This window comes from Curtobacterium sp. MCLR17_043 (assembly GCF_003224215.1).
In the GTDB taxonomy this organism is placed as follows: Bacteria; Actinomycetota; Actinomycetes; order Actinomycetales; family Microbacteriaceae; genus Curtobacterium; species Curtobacterium flaccumfaciens.
Genome location: NZ_QKLH01000015.1, coordinates 57,211 through 79,304 on the forward strand (window position 1 = coordinate 57,211; position 22,094 = coordinate 79,304).

Sequence of the window (22,094 nt, forward strand, 5' to 3'; positions counted from 1 at the left end):
TCGATGCAGATGCATCGATCGGACTCGCTGCCCCACCGCGGACCCCGAGCCCTTCACCGTCGAAGACCTCAGGAGGCCTCCCACCATGCCCGAAACCACCACCGGCACCACCCGCTTCGCCGACCGCGTCGTCCTCATCACCGGCGGTGGCTCCGGCCTCGGCCGCGCGACCGCCGTCCGCCTGGCCGCCGAGGGCGCTGCGCTCTCCCTCGTCGACGTCTCCGAGCAGGGACTCGAGGCGACGAAGGCCGCCGTGCTCGAGGCCACCCCCGACGCGCAGGTCCTGACGACCGTCGCCGACGTGTCCGACGAGGCCCAGGTCGACGCCTACGTCACCGCCACCACCGAGCGCTTCGGCCGCATCGACGGCTTCTTCAACAACGCCGGCATCGAAGGCAAGCAGAACCCCACGGAGTCCTTCACCGCCGCCGAGTTCGACCGCGTCGTGTCGATCAACCTCCGCGGCGTGTTCCTCGGCCTCGAGAAGGTGCTCAAGGTCATGCGTGAGCAGGGCTCCGGCATGGTCGTGAACACCGCGAGCGTCGGCGGCATCCGCGGCATCGGCAACCAGTCCGGGTACGCGGCCGCCAAGCACGGCGTCGTCGGGCTCACCCGCAACTCGGCCGTCGAGTACGGCCGCTACGGCATCCGCATCAACGCCATCGCCCCCGGCGCCATCTGGACGCCCATGGTCGAGAACTCGATGAAGCAGCTCGATGCGGAGAACCCGCGCAAGGCCGCCGAGGAGTTCATCCAGGTCAACCCGACGAAGCGCTACGGCGAGGCTCCCGAGATCGCCGCCGTCGTCGCCTTCCTGCTCTCCGACGACGCGTCCTACGTCAACGCGACGGTCGTCCCGATCGACGGCGGGCAGTCGGCCGCGTACTGAGACCGTCACCTCTGACGCCCGGCTCACGTCCGCGTGCGCCGGGTTTCGGCCTGGAGGCGCGGCTCGGCCCCGCCGTGTCCGCCGACCGTGACAGCATGGCTGGTGTGAGTACCGATCAGACCAACGGGTCAGCCTTCGGCCGAGGCGTCGACAAGGCCCCGCCGACCGCTGCTGCCGAACTCCGACGGAGGATGGCGGCCTCGCCTGCGGGCTTCCTGCGCAGCGCGGCGTGGGTCCCCTGGAAGGCGGCGGGTACCCCGGAGGCCGGCAGCGTCGCCCACGTCATGATCCGGGACAAGCCGTTCGTGCCGGTCTTCACCGACCCGGACGAACTCGCCGCCGGCCTGCCCGACGCCGAGGGGCGTCCGGTGCCGATGTCCGAGCTCGTGTCCGCGCTCCCCGAGGAGTTCGGCATCGTGGTCGACCCCACGAGTGCGGCCGAGGCGAACTTCCTGCACGCCGATGTCCTCGCCGAGATGCGAGTGCAGATGCAGGGCGGCGTCCCGACCAGCGACGACTGACCCGATCCGTCGGAGACTCTGACCGTTCGTCGTCAGGCAGCCGCCATCGCGGCAGCAGCGACAGCCCACCAGTAGCCGAGCAGACCACCCGCCGGAACGGCCAAGACCGCGAGGACCCGAGCCCGGCGCATCAGGCTGCGGCGGGAGCGCGCGTCAGCGATCTCGCGCTCGAGTCGCTCGAAGCGCTGGACGTGGCGAAGTGTGTCGTTGAGGACGACGGCGTCGACGTGCCATGTGCCCCGTTCCTCCGCCAGCATCGACAGGAAGCGCACGGCTTCGTCGGAGTGCGCACGCGGAAGACCGCGGATCCAGCTGCCCACACGCTCGGGCTCGAGGATCACGGCTGCCGGCGACTTCTTGCCGAACCGGAGCTCGGCGGCCGCGACCACCAGGATCGGCTGCACGAGGATCGGACCGCCCGCTGCGGCCGACAACAGTGCAGTCGCACGCTCTCCCTCGGCCAGCGCGCGGTGCAGGTGCGGCGTCCGCTGGCCGTTCACCATCAGTGTGCGTCCGCCCGCCCAGACCGCGTGACCGGAGTGGTTCTTCGTGTTGATCGAGAAGACGCCGGTCGGACCGACCACGACGTGATCGATGTCCGTGCTGCCCGCCCCGATCGGGACGGCGTGCAGGACCGTGAAGTCCGGGGCGAGTTCCTCGAGCTGCGCCGCGACCTGCCGCTCGCCGATCGCCCCCTTGAACCAGGAACGAGCTTCCGGCCGGAGTGGGTCGTGCCCCCAGAACCGCTGCCACGTCGTCAGTGCGCGGCCGTCGGCCTGGACCGCGAGACACTGCTGCATCACGGCGTACCCGGGCTTGCGGGCGCGGAGTGTCAGCGGCGCCGTTCCCTTCGGGCTCGGACGGTCTGCGGTGATCGTGTGCTCCCCCATGCCTCCACCGTTCCAGGACGACGTCTGGTCCGGCCAGCCCTCGTTCTGGCGCCACAGCGCGGCGGGTGGGTCCGTGGTTTCGCGCGGTTGACGGTTCTGGTTCACGATCCCCGGGGTTCGTGAACCAGAACCGTCACGCAGCGCTGACTCAGCCGGCGTGCTCCGCGACGACCACCCAGGTCACGGAGACCACGATCGCCATGACGGTCGCGGTGCCGACAGCGACCGCCCATCCCTGCGGCCTCGTCCGCCGAACTCGGGCGGCCACGACCGCACCCCCGACGAAGACGGCGACGAGCACGATGCTCTCGACCACGCTCGGGAGCCAGGCGACCCACGGCGTGCACGGCCGCGTCGACGTCTCCCAGTCACAGCTGTACTGCGACAGTCCGGCGAAGACCCACCCGATGAGCACAGCGGCGATCCCAGCCAGCGCTGTCGCGACGAACAGTGAAACCGTCACGACGAGGTCCGCCGTCGACGCCCGAGAGCGCCACGGCGCGGGTCGGCTCGCCCAGTCCTCCAGCATGTCCCTCACCTTCGCGGTCAGGCTCGGACAGCCTGCGGGCGAGGCTCGACGAGCTCGATGAAGCGGGACAACAGGGACAGGCCCGCGATCGACGGGGGCAGTCCGGTGGTCAGCGCCGGCGAGTGCACGAGGTAGGCCGCCCACTTCGCCCGCGAGATCGCCACGTTCAACCGGTTCGGCATGAGTAGGAAGTCGAGGCCGCGTGGGATGTCCGCCGCACTCGACGCTGCCAGGGACACGATCGACACGACGGCCTCGCGGCCCTGGAACAGGTCGACGGTGCCGACCTGGGTGCCGGTGAAGCCAGCGCGGTCGAGCTCCTGCCGGATCAGTGCCCCCTGCGCGTTGTACGGCGCCACCACGATGACGTCCTCGTCGGTCAGGGCCCGGGTGTCGGAACGGTCCGTCCACGTGCGGCCGACGACGTCACCGACGAGTGCGACGACCCGAGCGGCCTCCTCAGCAGAGGACGTCGTGTTGCCCGCGTGGACGACCGGCACGGGGTGCACACCCGCGTCGATGCCGTCGAGGTGCCGGCCGGAGACCATCGAGGCGAGCTGCCCGTCGTAGGACAGGGCCGAGACGGATCGGGTCAGCGCGGGCTCCATGCGGCGGGTGCGGGCCAGGAAGTACCCGAACTCCGGCGGCAGGACGTGCTGTCCGTCGGCGAGCCAGCCGAGCGCGGACTCGTCGACGGGCTCCGGATGCGAGCCCTGCGACACCTGGGGCAGCTGCTGGGGATCCCCGAGCAGCAGGAGCCGGGTCGCGGCGACCGACGAGGCGATGGTCGGGGCGAGGGAGAACTGCCCGGCCTCGTCGACCACGAGCAGGTCGAGGGAACGGCGCTCGATCGTGGACTCGTTCGCGAACGTCCACGCCGTGCCACCGACGACACCGCCGGTGCCCGAGGACTCGCACGAAGACAGGAACGCGGCGACCGCGGCACCGTTCTTCACGGGGGTCCAGGCTGCGGCGTCGAGCTCGTCCTCGGTTGCGCCGGACTTCGGCACCTTCACGACCCGGTCCGCGGGGACACCGGCGTTCACGACCGAGGTCAGGAAGTTCTCCGACGTCGCGTGGGACTGGCCGACGACCCCGACGCGCCAGCCGTACTCGCGGACGAGCCGGGCGACGACGTTCGAGCCGACGTAGGTCTTGCCCGTGCCGGGAGGGCCCTGGATCGCCAGGTAGGACCGGTCGAGGCCGAGCAGGGTCGACACGACGGCGGACACCGTGTCGTCGCCCTGCACGGGGACGATCGGGCCACGCGGGGGCACCCGTCGCAGCAGGTCGAGCGCCGGGTCGGGCAGCATCGCCGGCAGCTCGTCGAGCACGGCCTGACCCCACCACGCGATCGCCTCCGGCTGGGGCTTCGCTCGGGGCGGTGCCGACGGGGCGAGTGCCACCGGGAAGTCGTGGTGCGGTTCGCCGCCGACGGGCAGCCCTTCCTTCACGAGGACCTCGACGGCATCGCCGTTGTCCCAGACGTCCACGATCACGGCGCGCGACGACGCGCCCTTCGACCCGGGGCCCGGTGAGGCGACCGAGGGCGGAAGTGGGTCGTCGTAAACAAGGTGGGGCGTGCCTCCAGGCCGGAGCCGCGAGCCGGGAGCGAGCGTCCCCGACAACCGGAGTTCCCGCGACTGCGAGCGGGCACGCGGCAGCGTGTCCCAGTCGCGCTCGACGGACGCCCGCTCCACGACCAGGACGTCACGCGTGTCGGCCCAGTCGTCGACCGGGTTCCGCAGGCGGTCGAAGTGGTCCTGCCAGAAGGTCTTGGCCTCGCGGCGGTGGTAGTCGATCGCGGCCGCGGCGAGCGCCAATGCGGTCTGGTCGGGCGTGCGGTCGAGGGCGTCGACGTCGTCGAGCTGCGCGGCCAGGGCGACGTACACCGGGTTCGGCTCGCGTTCGACGGGGATCGGTGCGACCTCGAGCTCGAGCGCCGGGTCGGCCGCGTCGGGGTCGTCTGTTCGCAGCGAGCGGAGCCAGTCGCGCAGGCGCAGGGTCGAGCGGCAGTCGTAGTCGTTGTAGTCGGCGACCTGGTCGAGCATCCGCTGCCCCTCGGCCGCGTCGCCGTTCCGGAGCTCCTCGATCGCGTCGACGTAGGCGGTGATGCTGTCCGCGGCGTTCGTGACGTCGCTCTCGCGCAGGTCCGACCCCATGTACAGCGGTTCGAGCTTCTTGATCGAGTAGCTGTGGCTGCCGACGACCAGGGCCTTGCGGACGATCGGGTACAGGTCGACCAGGACCCCGGCGCGCAGCAGGTCGTCGACGGCCTCTTCACCCACCCCGTGCCGGGCGGCGAGCGACAGCAGGTGCGTCCGCTCGTAAGCCGCGTAGTGGTAGATGTGCATCCCCGGGTACTGCTGCCGCCGGGCCTCGATGAAGGCGAGGAACTGCTCCAGCGCGACCCGTTCGTCGCGGATGGTGTGCGCCCAGAACGCGGTGAACTCGGCGCGGTCGTCGACCAGGCCGAACAGGTAGTCGAGGCCCCAGTGCACGCCGTCCTCGGTGTGCAGCGGGTCGCCCTCGAAGTCGAAGAAGACGTCGCCCGGGTCGGGTGCCGGGATCGCGTCGAGCGCACGGGCGTCGAGGACCTCGAAGCGCGGCTTGACGGGTTGGCCCGGCCCGTCGGCGCCCGTCCGTCGGGCGTCTTCCGACTCGATCTGGAGGCTCGCCTGCCGTACCAGCCGATCCTGCGTCGCGCGGGACAAGCCCGGTACTGTCCGGGTGCGGGTCGCCAGGTCGTCGATCGTCCGCACCTCGTGCTTGATCAGCTTCGCCCGTTGGTCGAGGCGCATGCCCGCGACGAGGACGAGGTCGCGGTGCTCGGCGACCTGTGTGGAGCAGACGGCGCATCGGCCACAGCTCGAGTAGCGCGGGTCGCCCCACCGCAGCGACTCGTCGGCGGCGATGCGCTCGGCGATGACCCGCTGCAGTTCGGCGCGCTGCGTGCGGTACACCGGCGCGATGTCGGCGAGGTCGTGCGTGGTGGTCGTCCGGTCGCCGAGCACCAGGTGCACCTGCTGCCCGGTCGGGATGCCGTGCGCCTGCATCTGCTCGGCGTACGCGGCGAGCTGCAGCAGGGCGCTGATCTTGGCGTGGCGGGCGAGCTTGGTGTCGTAGACCTCGTACTCGCCGCGGTCGTTGCGGATGATGAAGTCCGCGAAGCCGATGAAGCCGGGGGCGTCTGCGGTCGGCGCTGCGTGGAACGTCGGCTGGTACAGCACGTCGGCACCGTCGGCGAAGGCCTGTCGTGCTTTGGCTGCGGCGCGTGCGTAGTCCGGCGGGGCGGGGCGGTCGAACTCGACGACGTCGCGGGTCTGCTTGAGGATGTCGAGGTAGTCGAGCTCGTGCTGGTCCCCCAGCCGAGCCGTGCGCTCGAGCATGTCGTCGTGCACGTCCGGCAGGGCTTCCCCGCGGCCGAGCTTGGCGTCGAGGCGGCGGAGGAACGCCCACTCGCAGGCCGACCACGTGCTCAGGTCACTCGGGCTGAGCAGCACGTGCCCGTCGACGCCGATCTGCATGCGCTCCCCCTTGCTCTCCGGTGCGCTGAAAGCCTAGGGGCGGCGTCAGACAACGGGACGGGTTCCTCGAATTCGCTCTTGACATACTAGATTCCGTCGGTGATACGTTAACGCTCGACCAGAAAGGGGATGGTTCATGTCGAACCTCGTGCTCAACGGAGCGCTCTATTCACAATCGGCGATCACCGACAGAGTCGAATCGATCCGTGATCGGCTCGCTCTCAAACAGGACCGAGTCGTTGTGCTCGTGCTCATCGCGATCGCGCTGTTGCTCGCGGTCGGCCTCATCACCGCGTGGTGGATCACCTGCCAGAACAAGGGCATGTACCCGGCAATGGACATGCCGTCCTTCAGTGCCGGCGGCACATGGAAGGTGTACTGCCGAAAGTGAACATGCACGAGGAGCCCGTGAATCCTGTCCTGGAGGTGATCGGAGTCGACAAGTCGTACAGCGGGCGCCCTGCACTGGTCGACTTCTCGATGACCATCGTCCCCGGAAGCATTCACGGGCTCCTCGGCTCGAACGGCTCCGGGAAGAGTACAGCCTTGCATGTGATCACGGGCATCATCGACCCGGACCGCGGATCAGTCCTTCACCATGGCGTGACGGTCAGCCAAGCCGTCGCTCGGATGCGGTTCGGTTTCGCACCCGATGATCTCCCGCTTCCCCAGTCTTTGACGGGCCGCGAGTACCTGCGCCTGCATGATTCACTCCGTCGCCGCGATGACTCGTCCCGAGCAATGTCCCTCGCACGTGTCCTCCAGGTACGAAACGCACTCTCAAAGCCGATCTCCTCGTACTCCCACGGCATGAAGCGAAAGCTTCAATTGGTGTGTGCGCTCGCGCACAGTCCCTCGCTCCTCATCCTCGACGAACCGTTCAGGGGGTTGGACCCGGACACAGCGCAAGTCCTCCAAGAATGCCTCTCCTTGTTCACCGCGGCAGGCGGAGCGGTCCTCATGGCGACGCACGACCTGTTGCGCGCCGAGACGCATTGTGAGGCCATAACCATGCTGCACAACGGAGCAATTGTTGCTTCAGGTCGCACCCGGGAGATCGTTTCCAGCCATGGCTCGGTCGGCCAGTGCTTCTCCGCGCGGATCAGCAGCGCTTCGTCGATGGCTACCCGCGCCGACCGGCTCCGTGCCCTGTTCACCCCCGACGAAAAGGAAATTCATGAAGACCGCTAGCGTGACGTTCATCGGGCTCGTGCTCGGCATCGCTATCACTTTCCTTGCCATCGCTGCCACGATCGCCACCTCAGCCGTCAGTGGGACACCCGCTGAGATTCCGTTCGTGTTCTCGGCCACAGTCGGCACGGAGAACGGGCTGCCATCGGTGGAGTTCACGCCGAACGGGTTGGGGCTTCTCGTGACGGTCGTTCTCATCACGGTCGGCTACGCCGCCCTGCGCCTTCGCGCTCGCCCCCACCCGTGAGTCAGACCATCACGGTCGCGCGCGCCACCGCGTTGGTCTGGATGTCAGAACTCGCTGGAGCCTTCAACGTCTCACGTCGGCGAGTCCTCCTCTGCGCTGCGTTCACAGTTGCAGGCATCCTTGCACTCGGACTTGCCCTCGGGTTGACGGCAGTCTCGACGTTGAGCGGCCAAGTGCCGGCACCGATCGCAGCGTTCATGGTGGAGACCGCGGCGAGTGGTGCTTTGCTGAGCGCGGCGCTGGTGACGGTCGTCCTCGCGCTCACTGCCCCAGCGGGCTCGGCCCTCGACCACCTTCTGTGCCTCCTACCGGTGACGAACAGCGCTCGAGCAATCGGCAGATCGCTTCCACTGACCGTGCTCACCACAATTGGCTCGACGGCGCTGTGCGTCCCGGCGATGCTCGTGGCAGGTCGTGTTCTCGACCTCAGCGAGGCGACGCGATACGTGGTCGCGCTTCTCGCGGGCGTCGCTCTCGTTGAAGCGCTCGCCCAAGGCCTGCTGCACGCAGTAGGGAGCTTGATGCAGTCTTGGCTCCGAACACCCTTCGCCGTCTCGTCGACGATCAGTGGCGCAGTGACGATCGGCGCTGCGCTCGTCGCTTTCGGCCCCGGCGTCATCGTGCCCTCGGGTTTGGCTACCGATGACGCGCCCGCATTGTCCCTCCCAAGGCTGATCAGCGATGTCGCGACCAGCCGGAGGCCTGATCTGGCGTGGCCGGTCTTCGTGAGCTACTTCGTCGTGACGATTGTGTTCGTGTGGGCAGTCAGCAAGATCTCGACTTCAAAGGCGGTCCCGTCCGCGTTCGCGCTTCTCCCTGCCGATCGGATACTCCGTGGACCGCAGGGGCCTTTCCTCTCTCAGCTCCTGGTGATGATTCGTGCGCCGCAGACTTCCCTAGCGATTGCTGGCGCAATCTGCTTGTTGGCGACAACGGCGTGGGCGCTCCCGCCGAACGTTCCAGCAGAGGTACGCGACGGCTTGGCCATGGCGGTTCCTTCGGCGGGATGTGCTCTCGTCCTCTTCGGCCCGGGGCGCGTCCTGCCATGGGCTTGGACCGGCACCGCGCTCGGTCGTCGCCGCACGTGGTGGTTCGCGCCCGTTGCAGTGGCGCACATCGTCGCCGCTGCCCTTGCCTGGACAGGCTTGAGCGGCGCAGCCCTCCTCCTGGGCGTCGTCCAATTCGACGAGCTCCCGGGGATGGTCTTCCGTGCGACGCTGCTCTTCCTGTCAGCGGCACTCGCTGGCGCCCTCGTCCCGTGGAGCGACACACAGCCCATGTCAGGCAGCGTCGGCCTGATGCTGACGACCGTGCTGTACCTGGGATGCAGCTCCCTCATCTCCTATCTGGATCAGCTCGCTGGACCATTGAAGGTGCTCGGAAGTATCTGCTGTATCTGCCTGCTGGTAGCAGGGTCGGTGACCACGTGCATCCGACTGACCTCGTCCCGATGATCTCCCGACTGCTGCCGCCGTGCTGTAGTCCGGAGGGCCCTGCCGTTCGATGTGAAGAGTTCGCACTGTCGCTCCGGACCGACACGAACGCGAGGCGTCGCGCAGCGATCGACCACGGATTCATCGCTGGAGGCGAGAGCCGATGGAGAACGGCCTTCACTGCGGGAGCGCTTGTGGATTCTGGCGATGCGAAGAGATTCTCGGTGTACGTGCGCCTCGTCCTGGCAGTCGTCGGTTCTGCGGCACTTCCTTTGACGGTGACGACCGCACTCGCAATGGCGACGCTTCTCGGCAGCGGAGCGACGTACGGACCGTTGCTGGCGGTGCTCGCGTTTCTCGTCTCAAATCTCTGCCATGAACTCGGTCATCTCCTCGCCATTGGCCTGCTGTCGGCGCAACGGTCGCACGTCCATGTCGTCGCGAGGCTCGGTTTCGCCCACGTTGTGCGCAACTCCTTGCCACCTCTCCGCGAGGCCGTCGTCGCGGTGAGCGGGCCGCTCCTGGTTGCGTCGTGTTGCGCCGCCGCGATGATCTTCGCGACCCACGTCATCGAGGTGGTCGTTCTCGCCTCGATCGGGGTAGGTCACCTTGTCACCCTGCTTTTCCCGGTCGGGGACGGCGCCAATCTGCGCGACGCCGTCAGGTCTGCCCGCTCGTCAAAGTTCCCCGAGCGCCGAGAACAGTCCAGCCGACAGTGAACCCTCGCCAACCGCCGGACATGAGCGCTCTCAGCGGGCCGGCAAACAGTCCGGCCTCCGCGATCAGTCGGTCAAGGGTACGAACCGCGGGCCGTCGTACCCGTCACGTGTCACGTGTGCCGTGAACTCGGCGAGCGAGCGCACCCAGTGCCCGCGTTCGCCGTACAGCGCCTGGTACACGACCACGGGCTCCTCGGTTTCCACGTCACGAGCGACGAGCAGCACCTCGTAATCGTTGCCCTTGAAGTGCCGGTAGCGGCCCGCGGTCACGTCGTCAGTCACCCGACCGAGGGTACGGCCCGAGCGGTGGGACCATGACCGCGCGTTCTGCTTGACTGAGCAGCACGGGGAACGAGCACCACGGGGGAACCAGATGACCGCACTGAGCACGCGCGAGCGGGACCGTCGCGCACAGCGCGTCTTCTTCGTCGTGATGGCGGTCGTCATGGCGGGGGCGGACGTCTGGCTGCACTTCCACGCCGGCGCCGTCCGCCCCTCGGCCTTCTGGGTCCCCACGGTCGTCGGACTCGTGTACGGCGCCGTGCTGTGGCCGCTCGGCCTGCGTCAGGAGTCGAGGTGGTGGCCGAACCTGGTCTGGGCGGGGTTCCTCGGTGGCTTCCTCGTCCTCATCGCGACGAAGACGTTCTCGCCGTACGCCTGGTTCCTCGCGGTCGTGATCGGGACGTTGCTGTTCCAGGCCGTCGTCACGCCGAGACGACCCGCGGCGCGGGTCGCCGCCAGGCTCCCCCTGACCGAGGTGCGACCGTGGACCGGCTCGGGAGTCACGGCCACGGCCGTCGAGCACCCCTTCGGCAAGAGTCGGACGAAGCCGGCCGTCGCCCTCACCACGCAGGACGGGGCCACCGCGTTCCTGGTGATGGAGCTCGCCTCGTTCTTCGACGGTGAAGCGGCGATCGCAGAATCGACGAACGGCGAACAGCTGACCTTCCTCACCAGGAAGGGCGTCGCGGCGAAGTCGTCCATCCTCAGCGACGCGACGCCGGGGATGGCCGACGGCACGCTGTTCCTGCACTCGGCGAAGGACGAGTCGCGGCCTTCCGCCGTCTTCAGCGACGACGACGCCACCGCGTTCGAGCAGTGGGTCCGCACGCTCCCCGAGGACTGAGTCCCCGCCGAGTCCGGCGCGACGCGCACAGCCCGGCGTCACATCCGGTCACGTTCGACAGCAGTTCGTCGGCTGCGCGTACCGTCGCCGTGTGACCTTCGGAACCGCTGTGGCCGTGCTCGTGGGGGTCCTCGCGCTCGCGACGGTCCTCGGTCTCCTGCTCCGCCACCGGACCGGTCGAGCCCGGTCGGCGGGCAGCGCCGCGTCGACGAGGCAGAACGCAGACGGCCTCGCGCTCGACACCGACTACGGCACCGCCGCCACGTTCGTCCAGTTCTCCACGCCGACCTGTGCGCGGTGCCCGGCCACCCGGCGCCAGCTCGCCTCCGTCGCCGATCAACACGAGGGCGTCCGACGCATCGAGATCGACCTCGCCGAGCACCCCGAACTCGCTCGCCGCTTCGACGTGATGCAGACGCCGACGGTCCTGCTGCTCGACGCCGACCGCTCGGTCCACACCCGCTTCCGAGGCCCACCCCGCCCACCCGAGCTCGCCGCCGCCCTCGACGCCGTCCTGACCGCAGGCAGCACGGACACCACACGCAGCACAGGCACCCCAGGAACCACCGGCACCCAGGAGTCCCGATGACCACCACGAACGACACCGACCGCGGCATCGACCCGCGCTCCCCACGCTTCGGCGCCGCCATCACCACGGTGCTCCTCGCCGCGACGATCGTCCTCACGCTGATCCCCGAGACGTGGGTCGCCGGCATCGTGCTGCTCGCGGTCATCGTCGTACTGTTCGCCGTCGGAGGCATCGCCGGCATCCGCCGCCACCCCTACGGCGCACTCTTCCGACGGGTCGTCCGCCCGCGCCTCGCCCCGCCCGCCGAACTCGAGGCCCCGGAACCCCCGACCTTCGCCCAGCAGGTCGGCCTGTTCGTGACCGCGGTCGCCCTGCTCCTCGCACTGCTCGGCGTGCCGTACACCGCCCCGATCGGTGCCGCGGTCGCCCTGGTCGCCGCGTTCCTCAACGCCGTCTTCGACATCTGCATCGGCTGCCTGCTCTACGTGTGGTTGGTCCGCGCGGGGGTCTTCCGCCCGCGGCGCGGCGTCGCCTGACGGCGTCCGGCCTGGAGGCCCGCCTCGCCTCGACCGCACCGCCAGCGTCCGACAGGTGCTCGGCTCCAGAACGCGGCTGCGCCCCGCCCCGTAGGGTGAGCGGGTGGGGGAAGACGAACGAATCATCCGGCGTGCATGGCGTCGTACCGCCCTGGTCGTGTCGATCGCCGCGGTCGCCGGAGCGGTGGCAGGTTGGGCAACCTCACGGGACGACGATGGTTGGACCGTCGCCCTGGCGATCTTCACGTGCGTCGCCGTGCTGGTCGGCCTGGCCGGGATGCTCTCGTTGCTCCCCGCCAGTGCACGCGCGTCGTCGATCGCCACGCAGGCGAACGAGGGCCTGACGAGAGACCGTCGCAAGATCATCAAGAGGGCAATCCGTTCGGGCGTTCCGCTCGCGGAGGACGCGGGCCCGGAACTGCAGCACCGCGCGCTCACCTTCGCCCGCGGGACCGCCGTGTTCAACGGACTGATCCTCGGTCAGAACCTCCTGCTGTTCGCAGGAGCCGCCGCTCCCCAGTTCGCCCGAGCCGTCACCGGCGATGGCAGCGTGCCCTTCAGCCGGATCTTCCTCGCGCTCTTCGTCATCGAAGTGGCGTTCCTCGTGCCGCTGCTGGTCACCCGAGGCCGCCGAGCTCGGCGCTACGCGGATGCCGCCACAGCCGAGAACGAACGCCGCACCGACACTCCGGTCTCCGTCGTATGACCACCGCGACGAGGACACCAGAGACGCCCGACGCGATCGCCCGCCGCGCCTGGCGCCGGACTGCCTGGATCATCTTGGCCGGAGGAATCGTCGGCCTCATGGTGGGCGTCGTGGTCGTCATCCTGCTCGGAGACGCGCGCCGGGGCCCTGGATGGCCCATCGTGGTGGTCGGCTGCACGGTGGCTGTTGGCGGACTTGCCGGGGCGTTCTCGCTGCTCGCCACCACCCTCCGCCTGACTCCGCAGATGCAGGCGCCCCTCGAAGGACTCTCGCGCTTCGGCCGCAAGACCCTCTCGCAGGCGATCGCGAAGCAAGCCCCGATCGAACCGGCCGATTCTGACCTCGCACGACGGGCATTCGACCTCGCCCGTCTCCGAGCCGCTTACCAACCGATCGCCCTCGGCCAGTTCCTGCTGCTCTGCCTGGGCATCGCTGGCCCGCAGCTCCCGAACCTCGTCGGCGACGACCCCTTCTCTAGCGTCTTCAGTCGGATCCTCTGCGGCACGCTCCTCGTTGCGGCCGTCGTCTTCACGCCGCTCTTCCTCCACCAGTCCCGGAGTTGTCGACGCTACGTGCAGGCGGCCACCGAAGCAGCCGCCCGCCAGCGCTGACTCAGTAGGCCTGCCGCACCCGCGACACCGACAGCCGCAGAGCGGGCTCGTACGAGGAGCCGTTGAGCGCCGTGATCGTCCAGTGGTACCGGTCAGGCCGGTTCATCACGCCCCAGTCGCTTCGGCCGCACTTGTTCACCTTCGACCCCATGCTCTTGTCCGGCAACAGGCCGCGCTCGTCGTAGAGCCGGATGGTGGCGGATCGGAATCCGCTGGCGTTCCCCGAGATCCGGCAGCTCGCGAACGTCGTGGCGGTCCGCACCCTGTCTTTGTGCGAGTCCTGCCAGCTCCTCGAGTTCTTGCCGATCGCAACACCGGTCAGCTTCGACGACCAGGAACCCTCGGCGAACGCCGGCGCTGCCGCGAACACCGTGGCGGCCACGACTCCCCCTGCGACGACTGCCGCGAGACGACGACTGGGATTGACCATTGCACTTCCCCCTTGAGGTGACGGCCCGGGCTGTCCGAGCCGATTGCACGCTACTGTACGGTGAAACACCAGTACAAGGTTTCAACGGGGGCACAATGGGCATACGGATCGACGAAATCACCTTCGGGTACCGGCGTGACCACGTGGTGCTTCCGGGATTGTCGACGGTGTTCCCGACCGGAGGGAGCGTCCTGCTCGGGCCGAACGGCGCCGGCAAGTCGACCCTCCTCGGACTCGTCGCCGACACGCTCCGTCCCCGCACCGGGACGATCAACATCGAGGGACTGGGTGAACCGGGCACGCGCGGAAACCGTCGACGGTACCGCAGCGGCGTCGCGTGGCTCCCGCAACGAAGCGGTGCCTTCCCCGGCTTGACCGCCCGAGAGCACGTCGCCTACTGCGGCTGGTTGAAGGGCTTGTCGCGCGCCGACGCCTGGGATCGCTCGACGTCCGCGCTGACCGCCGTCGATCTCGCCACCCGAGCCGACGCACGAGCGTCGTCGTTGTCGGGCGGCCAGATCCGGCGGCTCGGCGTTGCCGGCGCGCTGGTGTCCGGCGCACAGTGGATCCTGCTCGACGAACCGACGGCCGGACTCGATCCGGCACAGCGCGCGCGGTTCGCTCGGGTGATCCAGAACCTGCCGACGGAAGTGTCCGTCGTCGTCTCGACGCACCAGACCGAGGACGTCGCCGCGACCTACGACCACGTGACGGTCCTCGTGGACGGCCGGGTGCCGTTCGCTGGTTCGGTCGCGTCGTTCACCGAGCCGTTCGCAGACCTCCCGCCCGCCGAGGCGATCACCGCTTCGTACGCGCGGTTCACGCGTGAGGACGACTGATGCGCCCGGTCATCCCGTGGCGCAGCCGAGCAGCAGTGTGGCTCCTCATTCCTGGGCTGCTCGGCGTCGTCGCCTACAGCGTGCAGTTCGCAGATGAGACGACCGTCGCCGGCTACTGGCCCGCGGCGATGGCCGGCTCCGCGATCTACCTGGTGTTCTCGTGCGGAGTGGCGGCCACGGCCGGCGCCTGGGAAGGGAAGCGCTTCCGTCTGGCTGCGCCCGTGATCGAGTCCAGCAGCCGACCCAGTGCAGCAGTCGTCACCGATCACCTGTGGACACCACTGGCTGCCGGTCTGTTGCTCCAGCTCGTCGCGGTCGCACTCATGAGCCGGGACACCTGGGGCGCTCCCGGTGGCCCGTCGCCCCTCGTCGGCCTGGCATTCGCGGGGATCCTGTTCTTCCACAGCTGCATCGGGTTCGCACTGGGGCGGTGGCTTCCGCCGGTGGCGTCCATCCCACTGAGCCTGCTCGTCTCGTACAGCTGGCTCGGCTTCACCTGGTCCGTGGACTACTTCCCGCTCCGGTACCTCGCCGGTCTCGTGATGGCGGACTGCTGCTCCGTCGAGACCGCGCTCAACGTCCGTGCGCCGGTCATCGCGACGGCGTTCAGTCTGCTCGCCGGGTGCACTCTGCTCGTCATCGCGGTCGCCCGACGCTCGAGTGGTGACCGTGCGCGCCGGTTCGGACTCCAGATCGGCGCGAGCTCGTTCGTCGTGATCACCCTCGTCGCACTGACCGCCGGCTCCGGCCTCGGCGCGGCACCGATCGTCGACCGCCCGCAAGCGCAAGCGACCTGCAGCGGCGCGGCGCCGACGATCTGCCTCTTCCCGGAGCAACGCGACAGCGGCAACTCAGAATCCGTCATCCGCAAGGCTGCGGAGAACCTCGGCCGCTCGGGCATCACGGTGCCGTCGACCATCCGCGCGAGCAACGCGCCGTCGACGCCCGACGTCCTGAACATGATCGTCCAGGTCCGGATGACCGACGCCGACGTGCTCCACAGCATCACCACCTCCTTGCTCGGCGACGCCGAGGTGGCGTACTGCGGCACCGAGGAGGACGACGCCGAACGCCTCAACGATGCCGCCGTCGCCAACCGATGGCTCATCGACGTCGCCGCCGAGGGCATCGTGAACGCCGACCACGTGGAGCCCGCCCTCGAGCTGGACGACCCCGACGTTCTGCGAGCCCTCCGTCGTGCTTCGGACCCCGCTCAGGCCGCGTGGGTCACGGCGACGATCGACCGCCTGACGGATTGCTCGGTCGGCCACATCCCGGTGCCGTCCTCGTGATCTGGTGGCTGCGTGTCCACCGCACCCTGCCGTTGCTCGGACTCACGACCGCCCTGACGGTGCTCTCGATCGCGCTCGGCCCGATCGGCATGCTCTTCCCCTCGTTCGGCGGCGGCGCACCGTTCGCACTGATCCCCGTCGCGGCCGTGCTCCCGCTGGTGATCGCCATCGCGACGAGCGCTTCGGTCACCCGCGCACCGTTCCCCGCGCCCACTCGGCGGACGGACTTGCTCGAGCTGGCCACCGTCATCGCGGTGGTCGCGCTGGTGAGCGTCACCGCGAGCATCGGCCTCGCGGTCGGCGCCGAACCCGAGGCCGCGGTCGCGACCGCCCGGAACACGATCGCGTTCTGCGCACTCGCACTGGTCAGCCGAGCGGTACTCGGCGACCGGTACCAGTCCGTGCCGGGCGTGCTCTACCTGTTCGTCGCAGCGCTGTTCGGTCGCGGGACCCCGGACCAACCAGCCGGATGGGCCGGAGTCGTGTCGACGAACACCGACCCGGTGTCGTGGGTGTTCGTCCTCCCCATGGTGATGGCCGCCATCGTCAGTCCGCTGGCACACAGGTGGGGCACAACGAGGTAACACGCAATTTACTTTCAGCACTGGCGCTCGCCGACGAAAGGCGCTTTCATGGCGGGATGACGATCACCGAGCGGCCCGAGCGGTCCGAGCGGCCCGAGCGGTCCGAGCGCGCCGACGCCTTCGCCCTCGTCCGCACCCAGTCGGCGAGCATGCCGTCGAGCATGCGCGCCATCGCCGACGCCGTCCTCGACGACCCGGCAGCCGCGGCCACCACCAACGCCACCGACCTCGCCGGCCGAGCCGGGGTCTCCCCCGCCACGGTCTCCCGCTTCGCCCAGCACCTCGGCTTCGCGAACTTCGCCGCCCTGCAGCGCAGCATGACCCGGGCCGTTGAACGCGGGATCCACGAGCGTGAATCCACCGAGATCCACGCCGGTGTCGCGGTCGACGACGACGTCGCCACCGTCATCGCGAAGGTCACCGAGGACGTCCGAGCGGTGATGGCCGACACCCGCGCCGCACTCGACCCGCACGCGCTCGAAGCAGCGGCAGCAGCCGTGAGCGACGCCCGCCGCGTCGTCCTGTACGGCGTCGGCGCGAGCGGCATCGTCGCCCGAGACCTGCACCTCAAGCTCGAACGCATCGGCATCGTGAGCTCGATCGCCGATGATCCGCACAACGCCCTGACCCTGGCGAGCGTGATCGGCGAGCACGACGTCCTGGTGCTCGTCAGCCACTCGGGCTCCACCGTCGAGACCCTCGAGGTCGCCCACGCCGCCCGAGCCCAGCACGCCACGATCGTCGCGATCACCGGCCACGCCGCCGCCCCGCTCGCCGTCACCGCGGACCAGGTCCTGCTCGGTGTCGCCGGTGCCGAGAGCGCCCTGCGCCCCGCGGCCATGGGCAGCCGGATGAGCCAGCTCGCCATCGTCGACACCCTGTTCATCGTCGTCGCGCAGCGCACCGACGAGCGCTCCCAGCCGCTCCTCGCCCGCAGCCGCGACGCCGTTCGCACCCACCACCGGAACTGAGCATCACCATGACCACAAGGCACGAGACCCACGACGCCCTCCGCGACGAACTCGCGGCCCTCACCACCGAGGCGACCGACCACTCACTGGACGACATCGACACGATCTCCACGCTGGAGGCTGCCCAGCGCATGAACGCCGGAGACCGCAGCGTGCCTGCGGCACTGGAGCCGTGCCTCCCGGCCATCGCCCTGGCGGCAGACTCGATCGCCGCAGCGTTCGCGCGCGGCGGCCGACTCGTCTACGTCGGCGCCGGCACGCCGGGCCGGCTCGGCGTCCTCGACGCCAGCGAGTGCCCGCCCACCTTCGGTACCGACCCGAGCCAGGTGGTCGGCGTGATCGCCGGCGGCGACCCCGCCCTGACCACCGCGGTGGAGGGCGCGGAGGACGACGAAGCCGCCGCCGTCCGCGACCTCGACGCGCTCGGCCTGACGGCCGACGACGTGGTCGTCGGGATCAGCGCGTCCGGCAGGACGCCCTACGTGATCGCGGCCATCCTGGAGGCACGGCGCCGCTCTGCCCTTTCGGTCTCCGTCGCGTGCAACCCCGACTCGGCCGCGGGGCGGGAAGCGGACATCGCCATCGACGTCGTCGTCGGCCCCGAGTTCATCGCCGGGTCGACCCGCCTGAAGGCGGGCACCGCGCAGAAGCTCGTCCTCAACATGCTCACCACGCTCGCGATGGTGCGCAGCCACAAGACGTACGGCAACCGCATGGTCGACGTGCGTGCGACGAACGCGAAGCTCGTCGCCCGGGCGTTCTCGCTCGTGCAGGACGTCACGGGCGCTCCCCCCGCCGAGGTCCAGGCGGCGCTCGACGCCTCGGACGGCGAGGTGAAGACCGCCATCGCCGTGATCCTGACCGGTGCCTCGGCTGCTTCGGCCCGTGAGCGCCTCGATGCTGCTGCTGGCTCGTTGCGCGCCGTGCTGTAGACCCCGTTCCCCCTTTTCCGTTTCCTTTCCCCCGAGGAGCACGCCATGCCCGATGCCCAGCAACTCGCCCAGCAGATCCTCGACGCCGTCGGCGGTTCCGTGAACATCGCCGACGTCGAGAACTGCATGACCCGCCTGCGGGTCGAGGTCGTGTCCGACTCCTCCGTCGCGCTCGAGGACCTCAAGGCCACCGACGGCGTCATGGCCGCCATCGCGGCCGGCTCGAACCTGCAGATCGTGCTCGGCCCGGGTCTCGTCGATCGCGTGGCCGATGGCCTGGAGGCCCTGCGCGCGGCCGCCCCGTCGGCTGCGGCTGGTGGGTCCTCACCTGAAGAACTCGCGGCTCGCGGAGCCGAGATCAAGGCAGCAGCGCGGGCTCGTTCCGACGGCCGCACCATGCGCGCGATCCGGAAGATCTCCGCGATCTTCATCCCGCTCATCCCGGCACTGATCGCCTGCGGGCTCATCGCCGGGATCAACGGCATCCTGACGAACCTGGGGTGGGTGCCCGGAGTGACGCCGTTCCTCGGCGTGCTCTCGTCCGGCTTCCTGTCGCTGCTCGCCGTCTTCGTCGGGATGAACGCCGCGAAGGAGTTCGGCGGCACGCCCATCCTCGGCGGCGCAGTGGGCGGCATCATCGTCGCGGCCGGTGTCGCGAACGTCACCGTGTTCGGCGAAACCCTGGCTCCCGGGCAGGGCGGTGTGCTCGGCGCTCTGGCCGGAGGCATCCTCGCCGCCTACGTCGAGCGGTTCATGCGCCGGTTCACGCCGGACGTCATCGCGCTCATCGTCGTACCGACCGTGACCGTGCTCGTCGCCGGCTCGATCACCCTCGGTGTGCTCATGTCCGTCGCCGGTGTCGTCTCGGTCGCGATCGGCACCGCTGCGACCTGGCTGCTCGCGAACGGTGGGGCCTTCGCCGGCTTCGTGCTCGGAGGCCTGTTCCTGCCGCTCGTCATGACCGGCATGCACCAGGGGCTCATCCCGATCCACACCACGCTGATCGACCAGACCGGGTGGACCGTGCTGCTGCCCGTCCTGGCGATGGGTGGTGCCGGGCAGATCGGTGCGTGCATCGCGCTGTGGGTGCGGTTCCGGTCGAACGCTTCGCTGGTGCGAACCATCCGCGGAGCGCTGCCGGCCGGGTTCCTCGGTGTCGGTGAGCCCCTGATCTACGGCGTGACGCTCCCCCTCGGTCGGCCGTTCATCACCGCATGCATCGGTGGAGCGTTCGGTGGCGGTGTCGTCGGGCTGTTCGACCAGCTCGGGCACTCCGTCGGGGCGATCGCCATCGGGGCTTCGGACCTGTCACTCATCCCGCTGCTGAACGGGTCGTCCGGATACGGGTGGGCGCTGCTCGGGTACGGGTCGGGGCTCGTGGTGGCCTACGTCGTGGGGTTCGTGGCGACGTTGTTGTTCGGGGTGTCCGCGTCCGTGCGGGCTGACCTGAAGGCACAGTCGCCTGCGCCGTCCGGCGATCCCGTCGCTCCGGACGCCCCGCTAGACGCGCACGTCACGTCGGTCGGTGCGACCGCGGCTACCACGCGCTGATCAGCCGCTCCCCCACATCGCAGTCCGCCGTCGGTCGGTGCACAGGTAACCGCTCGGGTCCTCAACTCATCGGATACTTGGTGAGAATCCGAGCGTGGAGAAATGGGACGCAGACGACGCTCGCCGGCGGCACATGGCCCGCTTCGGTCGACGGGACACTGCGCCCGAGCTCGCGCTGCGCCGTGAACTGCACCGCCGAGGGCGACGGTTCTTCGTCGATTGACCGGTCAGCCTCACAACGCCGTCGCGGTCCTGCAAGCTGGGAATACGACGGCGTCCGTAGACGACGCGACGATCGTGTCCGTCGCGCGCCGCCGTGATCGGGCGACGATGGACGGACGACCCGGTCAGGTGGAACTGTGCCGGGGCACGAGTCCGTCATCGGGATGGGCTACCAACCTGGCGTCTGCGAGGGCCAGAAGCGGTGAACACCGTTATCGCATGGTCGTTTGTCGCTGCTGGCGCGGTTTGTCGGGCTGGTCGCACCGAGCTGACGACTTCAGCTCGAAACCTGCGTGAGACCGACTTCGGTATCCGGCGAGGCAACGGAAGGCTCCAGCCAGGGCAGAATGTGGGTCGCGATGGCTCGGGCGAGGCCAACCGGCACCGCGTTTCCGATCTGCTTTGCGATCTCTGTCTTGCTCCCATACCACCGAAAATCGTCCGGGAAGCCCTGAATACGCGCAGCTTCGAAATGGGTGATCGGTCGATGTTCCGTCGGATGAAGGTATCGGCCCTTCTCGGGCTTGAAGAACTCCGTGCGGATGGTCACGGACGGGCGGTCGAGCCAGAGACGGCCCATAACATCACCTGAACCGGTCTTGTGCTTTCGCCAGCCTGGCGTCGACAGCTCGTCGGGCAGATCCCTCCTATTTCCTCCGGGTGGAATGGCTCGATAGCGGCGAAGCGACGTACTGGTGGGATTTCGCGTGAGGTGCAGCTCCGTCGTTCGATACGGACCCCGTCTCAGCGCTCGGTCCGGCGGCAGCTCGGTGTCGACGACCCTCCGCACCAAGCCCGCAAAAGCATCCTCGACGGTGGCTCGGCGGGTCGTCGTGGGCGGGTGTCCGAGCGGCGAAAGTCCGCGCTTGCGGCCGATGACGAAAACTCGTCGACGAGTCTGCGGGACGCCGTACTCGGCAGCGTTGAGAACGAAGGGCTCGATCTCGTAATTCGAGAGACCACCGCCAGGCCGCACCTCGTGCTTCAGATCCTCAAACTGCGGTGAGCGAAAGAACTGGGGGACGTTCTCGATCACGAACGCCGTCGGCTGCAAGCGTTCGAGAGCGTGCACGTATTCGCGCCAGAGCACGTTTCTCGGGTCGAGCGGGTCTTGCTTCCCGAGGGCCGAGAAACCCTGGCATGGCGGTCCACCAATCACGACATCGGCGGACGAGGGTAGCTCGCCTTGGAGCCAGTCACGGATGTCGCCACTGAACACATGGTCGCCGAAGTTCGCGGCGTAGGTCTTTGCTGCCATGCGGTCGATCTCGACGGCCGCAATCGGGGAGTAGCGGCCCGCCTCCACGAACCCCTGCGTCATGCCACCGCATCCAGCGAAGAGGTCTACGAGTTCGAAAGCCAGCATGCGGTGATCCTAGATCGAGCGACCGACGGTGGCGCAGCCGGCGCGCCGTACCAGCACCAGGGCCTCTACTGCGTCCGTCGCAGATTCGGGGTCCTCATGCTCCCAGACCCGGATCACCGCCCACCCTGCTTCTTCGAGCGCACAGCGTGTATCCAGATCGCGGGTCGCGTTTGCGGTCAGCTTGGACGCCCACCAGTCGCGATTGGTTCGAGGCAACGTTCCGTGCAGTGGACATGCGTGCCAAAAGCACCCATCGACCAGGACTGCGACACGTTCGCGAGCGAAGGCGACGTCTATGGACCTCCGTGCCCGGCCGGGGACCGGGACGACGAGCCTGAATCGGAGCCCGCGAGCGTGTAGACGTCGTCGGAGCCTGACTTCGATGCCGGTGTCACGACGACGTTGCCGAGCAAGACGCTCGCTGACCATCTCGTCGTGCGGCACGGGACGCAT

At 69.0% G+C, this 22,094-nt stretch carries 25 protein-coding genes; 18 read left to right on the plus strand and 7 right to left on the minus strand.

All coding sequences use genetic code 11. The annotated features are described in order from the left end of the window. Positions 1-85 precede the first annotated feature (85 nt). Both DEJ03_RS14345 and DEJ03_RS14350 read left to right on the plus strand, forming a co-directional pair. Entirely contained in the window at positions 86-889 is an 804-nt protein-coding gene (locus DEJ03_RS14345; protein WP_110865118.1) for an SDR family oxidoreductase, read from the plus strand. Between the two features lie 95 nt (positions 890-984). Continuing rightward, positions 985-1,410, plus strand: a complete 426-nt coding sequence (locus DEJ03_RS14350; RefSeq protein WP_146237739.1) for an SseB family protein — start codon at positions 985-987, stop codon at positions 1,408-1,410. Positions 1,411-1,442: 32 nt separating this feature from the next. Here DEJ03_RS14350 and DEJ03_RS14355 read toward each other — a convergent pair whose 3' ends face one another. The 3 genes from DEJ03_RS14355 to DEJ03_RS14365 form a co-directional block, all read right to left on the minus strand. Next, a complete protein-coding gene (locus DEJ03_RS14355; protein WP_110865120.1) occupies positions 1,443-2,300 on the minus strand; it encodes a nuclease-related domain-containing protein in 858 nt (285 codons plus the stop codon). 148 nt (positions 2,301-2,448) lie between these two features. Continuing rightward, a complete protein-coding gene (locus DEJ03_RS14360; protein WP_146237740.1) occupies positions 2,449-2,763 on the minus strand; it encodes a hypothetical protein in 315 nt (104 codons plus the stop codon). A gap of 83 nt (positions 2,764-2,846) precedes the next feature. After that, positions 2,847-6,356 (minus strand): TM0106 family RecB-like putative nuclease, encoded by a 3,510-nt coding sequence (locus DEJ03_RS14365; RefSeq protein ID WP_110865122.1) that lies wholly within the window; start codon positions 6,354-6,356, stop codon positions 2,847-2,849. 136 nt (positions 6,357-6,492) lie between these two features. Between DEJ03_RS14365 and DEJ03_RS17735 the strand changes: the two genes are divergently transcribed. From DEJ03_RS17735 to DEJ03_RS14385, 5 genes are all read left to right on the plus strand, one after another. Continuing rightward, a complete protein-coding gene (locus DEJ03_RS17735) occupies positions 6,493-6,747 on the plus strand; it encodes a hypothetical protein (RefSeq protein WP_111233936.1) in 255 nt (84 codons plus the stop codon). A gap of 2 nt (positions 6,748-6,749) precedes the next feature. Continuing rightward, a complete protein-coding gene (locus DEJ03_RS14370; RefSeq protein ID WP_258370838.1) occupies positions 6,750-7,547 on the plus strand; it encodes an ABC transporter ATP-binding protein in 798 nt (265 codons plus the stop codon). Further along, the gene (locus DEJ03_RS14375) at positions 7,534-7,794 is read left to right on the plus strand and encodes a hypothetical protein (protein ID WP_146237741.1); all 261 of its coding nucleotides are present in this window, start codon (positions 7,534-7,536) and stop codon (positions 7,792-7,794) included. The genes DEJ03_RS14370 and DEJ03_RS14375 overlap by 14 nt, the downstream gene beginning before the upstream one ends. Then, on the plus strand, positions 7,791-9,248 hold the full coding sequence (locus tag DEJ03_RS14380; protein ID WP_146237742.1) for a hypothetical protein: 1,458 nt from the start codon (positions 7,791-7,793) through the stop codon (positions 9,246-9,248). Before DEJ03_RS14375 ends, DEJ03_RS14380 begins: the two co-directional genes overlap by 4 nt. Positions 9,249-9,505: 257 nt before the next feature. After that, positions 9,506-9,946 carry a hypothetical protein gene (locus DEJ03_RS14385; RefSeq protein WP_146237743.1) on the plus strand — a complete coding sequence of 147 codons (441 nt, stop codon included), beginning with the start codon at positions 9,506-9,508 and terminating at the stop codon, positions 9,944-9,946. 63 nt (positions 9,947-10,009) lie between these two features. Here the strand turns inward: DEJ03_RS14385 and DEJ03_RS14390 are convergent, their stop codons facing one another. Further along, positions 10,010-10,228 (minus strand): DUF1653 domain-containing protein, encoded by a 219-nt coding sequence (locus DEJ03_RS14390; RefSeq protein WP_258370832.1) that lies wholly within the window; start codon positions 10,226-10,228, stop codon positions 10,010-10,012. Between the two features lie 91 nt (positions 10,229-10,319). Here DEJ03_RS14390 and DEJ03_RS14395 point away from each other — a divergent pair, with 91 nt between their 5' ends. From DEJ03_RS14395 to DEJ03_RS14415, 5 genes are all read left to right on the plus strand, one after another. Further along, positions 10,320-11,072 carry a hypothetical protein gene (locus DEJ03_RS14395; RefSeq protein WP_110865127.1) on the plus strand — a complete coding sequence of 251 codons (753 nt, stop codon included), beginning with the start codon at positions 10,320-10,322 and terminating at the stop codon, positions 11,070-11,072. Positions 11,073-11,163: 91 nt separating this feature from the next. Beyond that, positions 11,164-11,661: a co-chaperone YbbN gene (locus tag DEJ03_RS14400; RefSeq protein ID WP_220034144.1), complete on the plus strand. Its 498-nt coding sequence runs from the start codon at positions 11,164-11,166 to the stop codon at positions 11,659-11,661. Beyond that, positions 11,658-12,137: a DUF4395 domain-containing protein gene (locus DEJ03_RS14405; protein ID WP_110865128.1), complete on the plus strand. Its 480-nt coding sequence runs from the start codon at positions 11,658-11,660 to the stop codon at positions 12,135-12,137. Before DEJ03_RS14400 ends, DEJ03_RS14405 begins: the two co-directional genes overlap by 4 nt. A gap of 256 nt (positions 12,138-12,393) precedes the next feature. After that, positions 12,394-12,843: a hypothetical protein gene (locus DEJ03_RS14410; RefSeq protein ID WP_146237744.1), complete on the plus strand. Its 450-nt coding sequence runs from the start codon at positions 12,394-12,396 to the stop codon at positions 12,841-12,843. After that, complete coding sequence (locus DEJ03_RS14415) at positions 12,840-13,454, plus strand: hypothetical protein (RefSeq protein WP_110865130.1); 615 nt, start codon at positions 12,840-12,842, stop codon at positions 13,452-13,454. The genes DEJ03_RS14410 and DEJ03_RS14415 overlap by 4 nt, the downstream gene beginning before the upstream one ends. 1 nt (position 13,455) lies before the next feature. Here DEJ03_RS14415 and DEJ03_RS14420 read toward each other — a convergent pair whose 3' ends face one another. Then, entirely contained in the window at positions 13,456-13,884 is a 429-nt protein-coding gene (locus tag DEJ03_RS14420) for a hypothetical protein (RefSeq protein WP_146237745.1), read from the minus strand. Positions 13,885-14,051: 167 nt separating this feature from the next. Between DEJ03_RS14420 and DEJ03_RS14425 the strand changes: the two genes are divergently transcribed. From DEJ03_RS14425 to DEJ03_RS14445, 6 genes are read left to right on the plus strand one after another with little or no spacing between them, the layout of a single operon-like run. Then, the gene (locus tag DEJ03_RS14425; RefSeq protein ID WP_258370833.1) at positions 14,052-14,723 is read left to right on the plus strand and encodes an ATP-binding cassette domain-containing protein; all 672 of its coding nucleotides are present in this window, start codon (positions 14,052-14,054) and stop codon (positions 14,721-14,723) included. After that, complete coding sequence (locus DEJ03_RS14430) at positions 14,723-16,015, plus strand: hypothetical protein (RefSeq protein WP_110865133.1); 1,293 nt, start codon at positions 14,723-14,725, stop codon at positions 16,013-16,015. The genes DEJ03_RS14425 and DEJ03_RS14430 overlap by 1 nt, the downstream gene beginning before the upstream one ends. Then, complete coding sequence (locus DEJ03_RS17740) at positions 16,012-16,599, plus strand: hypothetical protein (RefSeq protein ID WP_146237746.1); 588 nt, start codon at positions 16,012-16,014, stop codon at positions 16,597-16,599. The genes DEJ03_RS14430 and DEJ03_RS17740 overlap by 4 nt, the downstream gene beginning before the upstream one ends. 56 nt (positions 16,600-16,655) lie before the next feature. After that, on the plus strand, positions 16,656-17,570 hold the full coding sequence (locus DEJ03_RS14435; RefSeq protein WP_181422738.1) for a MurR/RpiR family transcriptional regulator: 915 nt from the start codon (positions 16,656-16,658) through the stop codon (positions 17,568-17,570). A gap of 8 nt (positions 17,571-17,578) precedes the next feature. Further along, positions 17,579-18,502, plus strand: coding sequence for an N-acetylmuramic acid 6-phosphate etherase (gene murQ / locus DEJ03_RS14440; protein WP_110865135.1), 924 nt, complete (start codon positions 17,579-17,581; stop codon positions 18,500-18,502). A 45-nt stretch (positions 18,503-18,547) separates the two neighbouring features. Beyond that, entirely contained in the window at positions 18,548-20,053 is a 1,506-nt protein-coding gene (locus DEJ03_RS14445) for a PTS transporter subunit EIIC (protein WP_110865136.1), read from the plus strand. A gap of 499 nt (positions 20,054-20,552) precedes the next feature. On the opposite strand, the gene DEJ03_RS14455 is transcribed toward DEJ03_RS14445, so the two are convergent. Continuing rightward, a complete protein-coding gene (locus DEJ03_RS14455) occupies positions 20,553-21,641 on the minus strand; it encodes a DNA cytosine methyltransferase (protein WP_110865137.1) in 1,089 nt (362 codons plus the stop codon). A 9-nt stretch (positions 21,642-21,650) separates the two neighbouring features. After that, on the minus strand, positions 21,651-22,094 hold the full coding sequence (locus tag DEJ03_RS14460) for a very short patch repair endonuclease (protein WP_110865138.1): 444 nt from the start codon (positions 22,092-22,094) through the stop codon (positions 21,651-21,653).

Coding starts and splice junctions, on each gene's coding strand:
- DEJ03_RS14345 (WP_110865118.1), top strand. CDS start 86: ATGCCCGAAACCACCACCGGCACCACCCGCTTCGCCGACCGCGTCGTC.
- DEJ03_RS14350 (WP_146237739.1), top strand. CDS start 985: ATGGCTGGTGTGAGTACCGATCAGACCAACGGGTCAGCCTTCGGCCGA.
- DEJ03_RS14355 (WP_110865120.1), bottom strand. CDS start 2,300: ATGGGGGAGCACACGATCACCGCAGACCGTCCGAGCCCGAAGGGAACG.
- DEJ03_RS14365 (WP_110865122.1), bottom strand. CDS start 6,356: ATGCAGATCGGCGTCGACGGGCACGTGCTGCTCAGCCCGAGTGACCTG.
- DEJ03_RS17735 (WP_111233936.1), top strand. CDS start 6,493: ATGTCGAACCTCGTGCTCAACGGAGCGCTCTATTCACAATCGGCGATC.
- DEJ03_RS14370 (WP_258370838.1), top strand. CDS start 6,750: ATGCACGAGGAGCCCGTGAATCCTGTCCTGGAGGTGATCGGAGTCGAC.
- DEJ03_RS14375 (WP_146237741.1), top strand. CDS start 7,534: ATGAAGACCGCTAGCGTGACGTTCATCGGGCTCGTGCTCGGCATCGCT.
- DEJ03_RS14395 (WP_110865127.1), top strand. CDS start 10,320: ATGACCGCACTGAGCACGCGCGAGCGGGACCGTCGCGCACAGCGCGTC.
- DEJ03_RS14405 (WP_110865128.1), top strand. CDS start 11,658: ATGACCACCACGAACGACACCGACCGCGGCATCGACCCGCGCTCCCCA.
- DEJ03_RS14415 (WP_110865130.1), top strand. CDS start 12,840: ATGACCACCGCGACGAGGACACCAGAGACGCCCGACGCGATCGCCCGC.
- DEJ03_RS14420 (WP_146237745.1), bottom strand. CDS start 13,884: ATGGTCAATCCCAGTCGTCGTCTCGCGGCAGTCGTCGCAGGGGGAGTC.
- DEJ03_RS14430 (WP_110865133.1), top strand. CDS start 14,723: ATGCGCCCGGTCATCCCGTGGCGCAGCCGAGCAGCAGTGTGGCTCCTC.
- DEJ03_RS14435 (WP_181422738.1), top strand. CDS start 16,656: ATGACGATCACCGAGCGGCCCGAGCGGTCCGAGCGGCCCGAGCGGTCC.
- murQ (WP_110865135.1), top strand. CDS start 17,579: ATGACCACAAGGCACGAGACCCACGACGCCCTCCGCGACGAACTCGCG.
- DEJ03_RS14445 (WP_110865136.1), top strand. CDS start 18,548: ATGCCCGATGCCCAGCAACTCGCCCAGCAGATCCTCGACGCCGTCGGC.
- DEJ03_RS14455 (WP_110865137.1), bottom strand. CDS start 21,641: ATGCTGGCTTTCGAACTCGTAGACCTCTTCGCTGGATGCGGTGGCATG.
- DEJ03_RS14460 (WP_110865138.1), bottom strand. CDS start 22,094: ATGCGTCCCGTGCCGCACGACGAGATGGTCAGCGAGCGTCTTGCTCGG.